Consider the following 12,331-nt stretch of genomic DNA (forward strand, 5'->3'; position numbering starts at 1 on the left):
CCAGTTTTTTTCATTCTCTTAGTCATCTATGCCTTTCCCATCCAAAATATGTTGATAATATTTTTCAATCCTTGCTTCACGTGTTTTTGCCTGTTTTGCCTGGTTAAAATAAAATAGATATCCTTTTTGACGACCGGGAGTTAGCGATAAAAATGCATGTTGCAATTCCTTATCCTCATTTAAGGCTTTCGTGAATTCTTCGGGAACGGGGTAGTCTTCCGTTTTTCGCATGTTGACTTTTGCACCGGACTTTTCAATCGCTACAGCCTCCTGGATATAATTTACGATTGTCTCCCTTAGGTTTGCAATTTGTTCGATATGTGTAAATCTGAGCTGTCTGCCTGCCTGGACGTTTTCAGTCTGCTGAATTAATAATTGTGCCGTATCCTTCAATAAGACGCCTTTGTGAAATAATAAGGCACAGTAATCTTTAAATCCGTGGATCAAGACAATATTTTTTCCTTCAAAGGTATAACATGGGTGCATCCATTTGTAATCCTCTACGAGCGATTGGTTTTCTACGACAATTTCCCGTAGTAAATTGAATTCTTCGTTCCATCTTTTGGTATTCTCGAAGAACTGTTCTGCTTTTAGGTTTATCATTCTATTTTGGTTTAGATAATATTCTATTTTGGTTTAGATAATTGAGGGTTAGATAAGTTTGGTCGCGATTTCCTGAAGCCTGTTATGTGCGATATTGATGCCTTGAGCAAAGGGCATCTGAAGAAGCTGATCGCGGGATCCCACAGATTGAAATACAATATGCATGAGAAGTTTGCTGCTATTGCCGGTTATTTTTTCGAAGCTTAGATATTCCAATTGCACAGGGAAGGGGCTGTCTTCCATTTCGAATGTTCGCGTAATTTTCTCATTGGGAATAAATTCGTGTATCGTTCCGTTCGCTTTAAATACAACACGATTGTCTTGGTAGGTTTCGAAGGCATAAGAGCCATGCTTTCTATTTTCCCATTTTAAAACCTTGGTTCCCATCCATTGTTCAAAGATTTCAGGTTGTTCATATGCTTTGAATAAGAGTGTTAACGGTAAGTCAAATTCTCTGGTGATCAAAATCTCCTGTTTGCCCTCTTCGGCATGGATTTTTGTTTTCTTTTCCATCTTATTTGTCTTTATAGTTTTTCATAATTTCTTCCAATTTGTTAAATCGCACATCCCACATGTCGCGGAACGGTTCAATAAAATCAGCTATTGCTTTCAATTTTGATGGATTGAGCTGATAGTAAATTTCACGGCCATTTTGCTCAGATTTTAGCAGCTCACATTCGCTTAGAATCTGCAGGTGCTTAGAAACCGTTGGCCTTGCGGTATTAAAGTTTGCGGCAATAGCTCCTGCAGTCATCGCTTGTGAAGCCAGGAGAAGAAGTATTGCTCTTCTAGTTGGATCCGCAATAGCTTGAAAAACATCTCGTCTTAAATTCATTATGAAGTTATTTGACTACAAATTTATATGTTGCCGTTTAACTACGCAAGTGTTTTTTTATATTTTTTGAATCTCGGTTTAAACTTAGCGAAAGCGGGTGGCTAAATAGGTATAGATTATATCAGCTTAGGAGGCATAAAGGAGGATTTTTTTATTACGTATGGACATTTGATTATATGTATGTACAATATGAATTTTTATTGTGTGCGTGAAAATGCTGTTAACAAACATTATCGGATAGGATTATTTGTTCTGTGAGAAACGATGGGGGATAAAAATTTGGTTATCAGTCTAAAAGAATGGTAAATACGATGCAACCGCTTGCTTTAATTTTTTTTCTTAAAAAAATAAGAAAAGATTTGAAATTAAAATTTTAATATGTAACTATGTATGTACAAATTGAAATTATTTTCATACAAACCAAGTTAAACTAACCAAAATTATGAGCCAAAGTATCATTTCTTACTTTAGGGTGCGTGCTCTTCTCTGTCTATTTTTGATGGGGATTTATGCGCAATTATGCAATGCTCAGTCAGGCAGTTTTACAATTAAAGGGACCGTGAAAGATCAAGCCGGTAAAGGCTTGTCTGGTGTAAGCGTATTATTGAAAAATAGCAAGACTGGAGCGACAACTGACTCCATCGGGAGTTACACGATTAAAGTGCCGGAGACTAAAGGCACTCTTATTTTTTCCTTTGTAGGGTTTATGGGAACCGAAGAGGAAATCAAGGGACGCAATCAGATTGATGTTATCCTAAAAGACAATCAAAGTGAATTGGGGGAGGTTGTTGTTGTGGCTTATGGGCATCAGAAAAAGGAAAGTATGGTCAGTTCGATTACGACAATCAATCCAAAAGAACTCAAAGGACCAACGAGCAATCTGACCACCATGTTAGCAGGAAGGTTATCCGGTGTGATTGCGTACCAACGTAGTGGTGAGCCCGGCGCGGATAATGCACAGTTTTTTATCCGTGGTATCACATCTTTTGGCAGTGGAAAGGTAGATCCACTTATTTTGATTGATGGTATGGAATCTACGCCAACTGCCTTGGCTAGGCTTCAACCGGATGATGTCGCTGGGTTTTCTGTGCTAAAGGACGCAGCAGCGTCTTCATTATATGGCGCAAGGGGTGCAAATGGTGTCGTACTGGTTACGACAAAGACTGGCTCCGATGGAAAGACCAAATTTAACTTTAGACTGGAAAATTCAATCTCGACCAATACACAGAATTTTAAGCTAGCGGATAATATAACTTACATGAAGTTAGCAAATGAAGCTGTGCTTACCAGAAATCCGATCGGTGAGCTACCCTATTCGCAAAATAAGATTGATCATACTATTGCGGGTGATAACCCCCTGTTATATCCCAATAACGATTGGATAGGCCTAATGATTAAAGACTATACCATGAATCAACGGTTCAATTTTAATATGAATGGTGGGGGGAAGGCTGCTCAATACTATATTTCAGGAACGGTGAACCAAGATAACGGCATATTAAAAACAAATAAACAAAATAACTTCAATAATAATATTAACCTTAAGAGTTATGAAATCCGTTCCAATGTAAACGTGAAATTAACACCTACAACCGAAGGAGCGGTTAAGACATCCGGAAGCTTTGATGATTATACTGGACCGATAGGTGGGGGTGGTTCAATTTTTAGGAGTACCTTAACTTCCAATCCAGTATTGTTTCCAGCAATCTTTCCCGCTTCGGATATGCCTCGGGTAAATCATCCTTTATTTGGCAATGCTGCTCTGGCCGACGGAAAGTTTTATAATAACCCATATGCTTCCATGGTGTCTGGTTTCCAGGAGTATAATACTTCTACCTTAAATGTACAGCTGGAGATCAAACAGGACTTCAACTTCCTGACAAAAGGCCTGACTGGTCGATTGATGGCTTACACGCAACGTTATTCTCATTTTAATTTGACCCGTCAGTACAACCCATTTTTTTATCAGGCCAATCCAACAAATGCCAATGAAAAGGGGTATAATTTGTCATTACTGAATGAGAAAACAGCTACTGAATACTTAAATTACAGTGAGGGTGTTAAAATAGTAAATACAAATACCTATGCTGAGGCAGCAGTTAATTATAATCGCACGTTTAATGAAAAGCATAATATCAGTGGTCTGTTGATTACGATTATGAGAAATTACCTGAACGGCAATGCAGGAAACCTTCAGGCTTCGTTGCCATTTAGAAATCAGGGGCTGTCCGGAAGATTTACCTATGATTACGATAACCGTTATCTGCTCGAAGCCAATTTTGGTTATAACGGTTCGGAGCGTTTTGCTAAAAAGCAACGGTTTGGTTTCTTTCCCTCCATTGGCGTGGGGTGGAACCTGAGTAATGAAGCTTTCTTTAGGCCAATTGCCCCTATAATTACAAGAATGAAACTGCGGGCAACCTATGGGTTTGCGGGAAATGATCAGATAGGAAGACCCGAGGACCGATTTTTCTACCTTTCGGATGTCAATCTAAATAATGCTGCGAGAGGCGCTTTTTTTGGTGAAGATTATGGCTATTCAAGACCTGGAGTATCTGTCTCAAGGTATGCTAATGACGACATTACTTGGGAAAAGGGAAATACAACCAACCTTGGACTGGATTTAAGTATATTAAATTCATTAAATGTTGTGGTAGAGGTGTATAAGCAACGTCGGAGCAATATCCTGATGGAAAGAGTTTATATCCCGACGACAGTTGGTTTAGAACCTAAAATTAGTGCAAACGTGGGAAAGGCAGAGGGTAAGGGGGTGGACGTATCGATGGATTATCACAAAACTTTTGGAAGTGCCTGGCTACAGGCACGGGGTACGTTTACCTATGCGACCAGTAAATTACTCGTCAATGAGGAACCCGATTATCAGGAAAATATGTACTACCTATCACGCGTCGGGCATTCATTGGCGCAGAATTATGGTTTTATTGCCGAACGATTATTTGTTGATGATGAGGATGTAAAAAGTTCGCCGAGGCAAAACTTTGGCGAGGTGAGAGGTGGAGATATCAAATACCGCGACTTGAACGGTGATGGTGAAATAACGAATCTAGATATGGTTAATGGCTTGGGGCATCCGATTACACCAGAGATTACTTATGGTTTTGGTTTTTCTTTAGGCTACAAAAATTTCGATATCAGTGCTTTTTTTCAAGGGTCGGGAAGATCTTCCTTATTTATAAATCCGGAAGCAATTTCACCGTTTATACTTAGTGGCGGAATGCAAAGTGGACTTTTGGACGTGATCGCCAAAGATCATTGGTCGGAGGACAACAATAACTTATATGCGTTTTGGCCACGCCTCAGTGCGACGGGGAATGAAAACAACAATAAATCTTCTAATTGGTGGATGCGCAATGGATCTTTCCTTCGCTTGAAAACGGTGGAAATTGGGTACAACCTACATGAGAAAATTGCGAAAAAATTTGGCTTAGGAGGTATGCGGATCTACGCCAACGGAAGCAATCTCTTTTTGGTTAGTGCCTTCAAAATGTGGGATCCGGAGCAAGGAGGAAATGGTTTGGGGTATCCGCTTCAAAAAGTATTTAATATAGGAGTAAACGTTCAATTAAACTAATTATGAAACAGTCTAATTTTGTACGCAGAAATATTGGGAAATGTTGCCTATTTGTCATTGTCTTAATGATCTCAGGTTGTAAAAAAAGCTTCCTGGATGTTGTGCCTGATAATGTCGCGACCATAGATCATGTCTTTGCAAATCGTATTGAAGCCGAGAAATATTTATTTACCTGTTATTCTTATCTACCGCGGGAAGGAAACCCAGACATGAATCCTGGTTTTAATGGCGGCGATGAAACCTGGACCTATTGGCCGATGACGCTTGATTTCTTTTCATTGGATTCCTATGAAATTGCCAGGGGGTTACAGACTAAAGTTAACCCAAAGATGAACTATTGGGATGGGTATGATAGCCGCTCGCTATGGACAGGAATACGCAATTGCAATATTTTTCTGGAGAATGTGGATAAAGTGGTTGATCTGGAGCCCTATGTAAAGGATCGTTGGGTAGCTGAAGTGAAATTCTTGAAAGCCTATTTTCATTGGTATCTGTTTAGGATGTATGGTCCTATTCCGATTCTTGATAAGAATTTCTCCACGACAGCGACACCTGAAGAAGTAAAAACACATCGCCAGCCAGTCGATTCAGTTGTCAATTATATTTCAAATTTAATTGATGAGGCATCTTTCGGAAATGTCAATGTTGGTCTGCCTGCTAAAATAAATAATCGCTTTACTGAGCTTGGTCGTGTGACCAAGGTCGCGGCATTGTCTATCAAAGCAAGGCTGCTGGTTACTGCAGCAAGTCCACTATTTAATGGAAATACCGATTATATTAATCTAAAAAACAAGGATGGAAAAGCATTATTTAACCCAGTCTATGATGAAAAGAAATGGGTAAGAGCAGCTGAGGCTTGTAAAAAAGCCATCGATATGGCATTGGAATCGGATGTTGCTTTATATCGTTTTGTTCCGAAGGCAGGAACGGTGAACGAAGACACGCAGATTGAAATGAACATCCGCAATGCAGTTTGCGAAAAATGGAACAAGGAGCTGATCTGGGGGGCAACCTCCGATGGATCACCCACCTATTGGATACAACTTTTTGCTTGCCCCCAGTTAGATCCCAATAATATTAGTCGGGAGCTCAAAGGTAAATCTGCGCCTACACTGAAAATGGCGGAATTGTTCTACACCAAAAATGGTGTTCCTATAGAGGAAGACAAGAATTGGGATTATGCAAACCGATATGAACTAAAAACTGTAACAGCCCAGGACAAGGGTATGCAAGAGGGCTATCAGACTGTTGCTTTACATTTTGGCCGCGAACCACGATTTTACGCTGATATTGCATTCGACGGTTCTAAATGGCTGATGTCAAATAAAGAATATGAGATCAAGAGCAAATCGGGTGAACATAGTGGTAAGAAACAGCCCCGTATGTATTCCATCACAGGTTATTATACTAAAAAGCTTGTCAACTGGAATCTGGTGGCAACAGAAACTTCAACTACCGTGGAATCGTACCCTTGGCCTATTATGCGTCTGGCAGATCTCTATCTGCTCTATGCTGAGGCATTAAACGAAAGTGGAAATTCGAAAGCAGCATTGCCCTATCTCAACCAGATCCGCGAGAGAGCAGGACTTAAGTCCATAGAAGAATCGTGGACGGCACATTCCAAGCGACCAGATAAATACACAGCCGTAACGGGACTGCGGGAGATTATTCATCGTGAACGTGGTATTGAGATGGCGTTTGAAGCGAGTCGTTTTTGGGACCTTAGACGATGGAAAACAGCTTCAAAACTGCTCAATGAACCCGTTTATGGCTGGAATATTACACAAGAAACAATAGAGGAGTATAACACAAGAGTGTTTTTGTTCAATCAGGGATTTATTGCTCCACGTGATTATTTGTGGCCTATCAATGATTATGCACTTCAGATCAATCCCAATCTGGTCCAAAATACAGGTTGGTAAAAAATAGAAAATTGATATTCAATTCAAATAATAAGGATAATGAAACAGATGATATATAAGTTCTTGTTCGGGGTGTTATTGCTGTCTATGTATGCCTGCAAACAAGATGAAATAGGTCCCATTCAGAATGATGGAATAGCCCCAGGTCCGGTCAGCAATGTAAACGTGAGAAATTTAAATGGTGCAGCAGAAATTACTTACGAAATTCCCAAAGATCCAGATCTACTTTATGTCAAGGCAGCTTATACTGCTCCAAATGGTGAGGTTCGGGAGACAAAGATCAGTAAACACAAAAACACCGTACTGGTAGAAGGATTTGGCGATACGAATGCTTATGTTGTAAGCTTAACTGCTGTAGATAAAGGGGAAAATGCCTCGACAATAGTTAACGTTACAATAAATCCAAAGGAACCACCAATGAAGTTGGTCAAAGAGACAATCAAGGTAACGCCAGATTTTGGTGGTGTCAACATCAGCTACGAAAATGTGACTGCTGCCAATATGGCCATTGTTGTACTGACCAATGATTCATTGGGGCAGTTTGTACCTGTCAATACCCATTATACGAACTTAAAAAAGAGCGTCTTTCCGACAAGAAACCTGAAGGCTGAGGAGGCTAGATTCGGTGTTTTCGTCCGTGATAGATGGGGCAATCGTTCGGATACATTGTACCTCAACTTAACCCCATATTTTGAAACTAAGTTGGATCGGACGAAAATGAAAGGCCTTAGGCTGCCAACAGACGCAGGATTAGACTATGGCGGGACAATGGCGGGACTTTTTGATGGAAATGTAGGGGATGGTACGTTCTATCATTCGGATAATAATGCAAAGATGCCACAGTGGTTTACGGTCGATCTGGGGGTAACCGCAAAGTTGAGTCGTCTGGTTTACTTTATGAGGCAGGCATTCTACTATGGTCTGCATAATCCACGCGAGATAGAGATATGGGGTTCCAATGATCCTTCAGCGGATGGAAGTTTTACGAATTGGGTATTGCTGACAAAATACACTGCAGTGAAACCCTCGGGATTGCCAGAAGGACAACTTTCGCAGGCGGACAAAGCTGCTGCGGAGGCTGGAGAATCAGTTCCCATTCCCAAAGAGGCGCCTAAAGTGCGTTATATCAGGTTCAAAACATTAAAAAATTGGAGTAATGGCACTTATGTCAATTTCAATGAACTGGAAGCTTGGGGTGATCCAAGATAATTAACAGAGTTTATAATATTAAGCAGAACAAAATGAAATTTAAATATATTGTTGAATGCTTGGCTTTTCTCCTAGGTATAGCTGCTTTTTCATCCTGCAGAAAAGGAGATGAGTACAAGAAATTTTTTGGAGATGGGGAACTGATCTATGCCAGTAGGGTGGATAAGGTCATTGTTCATCCCGGAAATAGAAGGGTATTGCTCTCTACTATACTTTCGGATGATCCATTAGTATCCAAAATTAAGGTTTCGTGGAATGAGGGTAGGGATTCTCTCGTACAAACAATAATACGGGGACCTAAGAAAGATACCTTAAATTTAATGATCAATAATCTGGATGAGGGTGTCTATAATTTTGTCATTCATACGTATGATGATAAAAATCGCTCTTCCGTCGCATTGAATTTGTCTGGGACAGTCTACGGTGAGAGCTATAGCAGTTCTTTGGGAAATAGAAGGTTAAAAGCACTTAAATATGGTGCCGACGAAAATATCCTTAATTTCTCCTGGGCAAGTCCTAATCTTGATGATATCGGTGTTGAGCTGCTGTACAAACACAAAGATGGTGCTATGCGAACGAAGATGTTTCTGTCAAATAAAGTTGATACAACTTTGACAGATTTTGACGCAAATACAAATTTTAGATATAGGACGCTATTTAAACCGGATTCAAATGCGGTGGATACTTTTTCAGTAGCTTATGTCGAACTTGTGGTTCCCGGATTTGAACGCGAGCTTGATAAGTCCAAGTTTAAGGAATATGTGCTTCCTACGGATGCTACGACCAATCATGGATGGGTGATGCCTAATATGTGGGATGGGAAGTATGATAATGGTTTCGCAACAATTAACCGGATGCCACAATGGTTTACATTTGATACTGGAGTTTCGGCTTCACCGAGTAAATTCAAGATCTGGCAGGCCGCAGATCGGATTTATGCGCAGGAAAATATGCGGAAATTTGAAATCTGGGGCAGCGACAAACCTGCGGCAGATGGTAGCTGGGATAATTGGACAAAGCTGGCAGATTGCGAATCGATCAAGCCATCGAAATTGCCCGGAATAGAAAAAAACGAGGCTGATATTGCCTTTGCGAAGGCAGGCGAGGATTTTGTTTTGACAGAAGGTTTACCCAAGGTGAGGTACATCCGCATCAAGGTGCTGGAAACATGGGGCAAGGCTAACTTTGCCACAATAGGGGAACTGAATGTATATACCAAAGACAGGAATAAATAAAAAGTTTAATCAATTATAATTATCAGATGCAAATGAATGTAAAAATGTTAGTGCTAGTAGGTCTATGTGCTTTTACCGGGAGTAAGAGCAGCTATGGACAGGAAGTGAAAGCCGTGAAGAACTCAGGAAGAGTTGAAATTAAACCCAAAGCGGATGTTGTAAAAACAATGGCGGAGCAATTGGTTAAAAAAGGCTTTACCGCAGGTGATGGCTATGGTGAAGTCTGGATAAGAGACCTGAATACTTTTGTCACCGTTGCCAGTACAGTTAATGATAAAGAGTTAATAAAAAAGCATTTGCTTACTTTTTTTCAATTTCAACAGCCTGATGGTGGTATTCTGGATGGCTATGTACCCGTCAAGAAAGGCGCCGTTCCTTACAATTATTATCATTCCGCGTTAGCGCCAGAATATGCAGGACATAAGAATACGGTGGAGACTGATCAGGAAACTTCATTGATCCAGGCAGTGGCAAAATACGTCAGAAGTACCGGAGACAAAAGTATTTTGAATAATAAGATTGGTGGAGTTTCTGTACAGAAGGGGCTTGAGCGGGCAATGGATTTTCTATTGACCAAAAGATATAATGAAAAATATGGATTATTATGGGGAGCGACAACTGTCGATTGGGGTGATGTCCAACCGGAACACGACTGGGGGGTTGTTTTGGATGAAAATTCCCATCTGACACTTGACATCTATGATAATGCGATGTTTATCATTGCCATTAATGATTTTCTGGAGATTGCAGACCTGAGCAAGGCTGAACAGAAACATTGGAAGGATATTAAAGACAAGATTGCGAAGAATGTCCGTAAGCACCTTTGGGATAAAAAGAATGAGAAATTTATACCACATATTTATCTGAACGGTTCGCCTTTTCCAGATTCATTCAATGAGTCCGAAATTTACTATCACGGCGGAACAGCTGTGGCAATAGAAGCGGGATTACTCAGTAAGGCTGAGGTAAAAGTGGCGTATAGAAAGATGCAGGAGAACGTCAAGAAAGCAAATGCGGCAACCATAGGATTGACAATTTATCCGGTATATCCACAGGGTTTCTTTAAAAACGGCGGTATGGGACCATATTCCTACCAGAATGGCGGTGACTGGACCTGGTTTGGTGGACGTATGATCTCACAATTGATCCGTTATGGTCTTATTGATGAAGCCTGTGAGGCACTTGAACCAATGTTGGATCGTGTACTTAAAAATAAAGGTTTTTATGAGTGGTATACACCAGACAACAAACCACAGGGGTCAGCCAGTTTCAGGGGAGAAGCCGGTGTTTTATGGACCGCGATTACAGATCTTGAGAAAAAAAAGAGTTAATAGTCTCAAAGCACTAACGGAGCGACTATCCAAAAAACAAATATTGGTATATATGACCAGATAAAATTTTGGAATCTCAGTTTAATGAACGAATAAGGTCCAAGTTCTTAATGAATTTGGACCTTATTCTATTTTACCCAAATGCAGATCGCGGAAATGCGAATAGACGCGAAATTGTAGCGAATTTAAAATGGTTCTAGGCGAATTGGAGTTGGCTTATAAATTTGAAGGGAATAGTTTTAATTTAGTATTATAATAGTATTATAAATTATATGACAACTTTATGAATACACATTTGGCCTATATTAAAAAATTAACTATTCTAGGGACAAAAACCTTATTTAAGTGCTACTTGTTGGCTATTCTGTCAACAGTATTGTACCTCATCGTCGGATACCTACTGCTCAGGAGCAATGCAGATGGCGCCTTCTTTTCAATGACCGGATCTATGCAGACCGTTGGAAAGTTTCTGTGGTTGATTGGGTTGATCTTGTTGCCGATCTTACTTTTCCTATTTAGCAATAAATATGTTTTTTCGACTGTCGCCAGTAAAGTTGTTGAAGAGCGGCAGGATGATTTAATTATTCCTGCTTTGGACAAGGTGTTACTTGTTTTTCAGTCCAACCAGCCTGATCTTATTCAGAATGCGGGGGATTATACTTTTGCGAAACTTAAGTTGATCAACGAAGTGAAAAACACAAAGATTGAAAATCCATGGATCAAACGTATTGTCGTATTTGGGCTGAACAAAATAAGCTTTGACAGCTTAGATCTCGACAATAATAACAACTTCTACGATATTGTAAAGTCCAAATTCATCGATGTATTGGAAATGCTGACTGAGGCTAACAATAGACCTTTTTGGATCTGTATCGCTATGCAGTGGTTGATTATTCTGTTTATTTGGTTTGCTGGTTCGGATGCTTCATTAATTGGTCAATAAATTGGTCATAATACCGCGTTGAATCGTTTTCCTTCAAATAGATCAAAGTTGAAGGATACAGCCAATGAATTAGTTAAAAGCCCAATAAGGAGATAGTGACCTGTAAGTTTAAAAAACAGATATATGAATGAGACTATTATAGAATTTGACAGCAAAAAGCGCCTGAAATTAATCGTGTTCGGTATTGTGTTTACTGTCGCGACGTTGACCTTTGCTTATTACATTTTCTTTGTAGCTCAAAGAATAGATATAACCTTTGGTACATTGATGTTTATGATGGGCTGCCTTGGTTGTTATGGTTTAGTTTCCGGTACAAGGAGTATGTTTGATAAAGACCGAACAGGTCTTATTTTGAATGCAGATGGTATCCATTTTAAGGGAACACCCCTCGGGAAAGCGATTGGTTTAATAAAATGGACTGCAGTGCAGTCTGTATCGGAGGGAGTTGCCCATCGTGTTCCATTTGTCTCTTTGAAATTGCGGAATCCAGAAGATCATATTCAAAACCTTTCATCGCAGTTGCAACAATTTGTTGTCAGTAATGGAATAGCCGTGACGGCCGATCAATTGTCTGTTGATTTCAATGAACTTAAAAATCTGATTACAGATTACCACCAACGGTATCGCCAATAATGGATAGCGTGATTAGTCAATGCTGGAC

The 12,331-nt window shown here is 40.0% G+C and carries 10 protein-coding genes; 7 read left to right on the forward strand and 3 right to left on the reverse strand.

Annotated features, from left to right (window positions below):
* Positions 1–18: 18 nt before the first annotated feature.
* From M2408_RS10335 to M2408_RS10345, 3 genes are read right to left on the reverse strand one after another with little or no spacing between them, the layout of a single operon-like run.
* The gene (locus M2408_RS10335) at positions 19–603 is read right to left on the reverse strand and encodes a YdeI family protein (RefSeq protein ID WP_259181476.1); all 585 of its coding nucleotides are present in this window, start codon (positions 601–603) and stop codon (positions 19–21) included.
* 48 nt (positions 604–651) lie between these two features.
* Positions 652–1,116 carry an SRPBCC domain-containing protein gene (locus M2408_RS10340; RefSeq protein WP_259181478.1) on the reverse strand — a complete coding sequence of 155 codons (465 nt, stop codon included), beginning with the start codon at positions 1,114–1,116 and terminating at the stop codon, positions 652–654.
* A 1-nt stretch (position 1,117) separates the two neighbouring features.
* On the reverse strand, positions 1,118–1,438 hold the full coding sequence (locus M2408_RS10345) for a helix-turn-helix transcriptional regulator (RefSeq protein ID WP_259181480.1): 321 nt from the start codon (positions 1,436–1,438) through the stop codon (positions 1,118–1,120).
* A gap of 442 nt (positions 1,439–1,880) precedes the next feature.
* Here M2408_RS10345 and M2408_RS10350 point away from each other — a divergent pair, with 442 nt between their 5' ends.
* From M2408_RS10350 to M2408_RS10380, 7 genes are all read left to right on the forward strand, one after another.
* Entirely contained in the window at positions 1,881–5,030 is a 3,150-nt protein-coding gene (locus M2408_RS10350) for a TonB-dependent receptor (RefSeq protein WP_259181484.1), read from the forward strand.
* Positions 5,031–5,032: 2 nt separating this feature from the next.
* A complete protein-coding gene (locus M2408_RS10355; protein WP_259181486.1) occupies positions 5,033–6,952 on the forward strand; it encodes a RagB/SusD family nutrient uptake outer membrane protein in 1,920 nt (639 codons plus the stop codon).
* A 39-nt stretch (positions 6,953–6,991) separates the two neighbouring features.
* Positions 6,992–8,161 (forward strand): DUF5000 domain-containing lipoprotein, encoded by a 1,170-nt coding sequence (locus tag M2408_RS10360; RefSeq protein ID WP_259181488.1) that lies wholly within the window; start codon positions 6,992–6,994, stop codon positions 8,159–8,161.
* A gap of 32 nt (positions 8,162–8,193) precedes the next feature.
* On the forward strand, positions 8,194–9,396 hold the full coding sequence (locus M2408_RS10365; RefSeq protein WP_259181490.1) for a DUF4998 domain-containing protein: 1,203 nt from the start codon (positions 8,194–8,196) through the stop codon (positions 9,394–9,396).
* A gap of 44 nt (positions 9,397–9,440) precedes the next feature.
* Positions 9,441–10,727 carry a GH36-type glycosyl hydrolase domain-containing protein gene (locus M2408_RS10370; protein WP_259181493.1) on the forward strand — a complete coding sequence of 429 codons (1,287 nt, stop codon included), beginning with the start codon at positions 9,441–9,443 and terminating at the stop codon, positions 10,725–10,727.
* Between the two features lie 283 nt (positions 10,728–11,010).
* Entirely contained in the window at positions 11,011–11,670 is a 660-nt protein-coding gene (locus tag M2408_RS10375) for a hypothetical protein (RefSeq protein WP_259181495.1), read from the forward strand.
* Positions 11,671–11,793: 123 nt separating this feature from the next.
* Entirely contained in the window at positions 11,794–12,303 is a 510-nt protein-coding gene (locus tag M2408_RS10380; RefSeq protein WP_259181497.1) for an STM3941 family protein, read from the forward strand.
* Positions 12,304–12,331 lie beyond the last annotated feature (28 nt).

The sequence above is a fragment of the Sphingobacterium sp. BIGb0165 genome, from assembly GCF_024810095.1.
Classification (GTDB): domain Bacteria; phylum Bacteroidota; class Bacteroidia; order Sphingobacteriales; family Sphingobacteriaceae; genus Sphingobacterium; species Sphingobacterium detergens.

What these genes read in the sequence shown, in the direction of transcription:
- M2408_RS10355 (WP_259181486.1), top strand. Translation starts at nt 5,033, where the DNA reads ATGAAACAGTCTAATTTTGTACGCAGAAATATTGGGAAATGTTGCCTA.
- M2408_RS10370 (WP_259181493.1), top strand. Translation starts at nt 9,441, where the DNA reads ATGTTAGTGCTAGTAGGTCTATGTGCTTTTACCGGGAGTAAGAGCAGC.
- M2408_RS10345 (WP_259181480.1), bottom strand. Translation starts at nt 1,438, where the DNA reads ATGAATTTAAGACGAGATGTTTTTCAAGCTATTGCGGATCCAACTAGA.
- M2408_RS10340 (WP_259181478.1), bottom strand. Translation starts at nt 1,116, where the DNA reads ATGGAAAAGAAAACAAAAATCCATGCCGAAGAGGGCAAACAGGAGATT.
- M2408_RS10335 (WP_259181476.1), bottom strand. Translation starts at nt 603, where the DNA reads ATGATAAACCTAAAAGCAGAACAGTTCTTCGAGAATACCAAAAGATGG.
- M2408_RS10380 (WP_259181497.1), top strand. Translation starts at nt 11,794, where the DNA reads ATGAATGAGACTATTATAGAATTTGACAGCAAAAAGCGCCTGAAATTA.
- M2408_RS10365 (WP_259181490.1), top strand. Translation starts at nt 8,194, where the DNA reads ATGAAATTTAAATATATTGTTGAATGCTTGGCTTTTCTCCTAGGTATA.
- M2408_RS10360 (WP_259181488.1), top strand. Translation starts at nt 6,992, where the DNA reads ATGAAACAGATGATATATAAGTTCTTGTTCGGGGTGTTATTGCTGTCT.
- M2408_RS10350 (WP_259181484.1), top strand. Translation starts at nt 1,881, where the DNA reads ATGAGCCAAAGTATCATTTCTTACTTTAGGGTGCGTGCTCTTCTCTGT.
- M2408_RS10375 (WP_259181495.1), top strand. Translation starts at nt 11,011, where the DNA reads ATGAATACACATTTGGCCTATATTAAAAAATTAACTATTCTAGGGACA.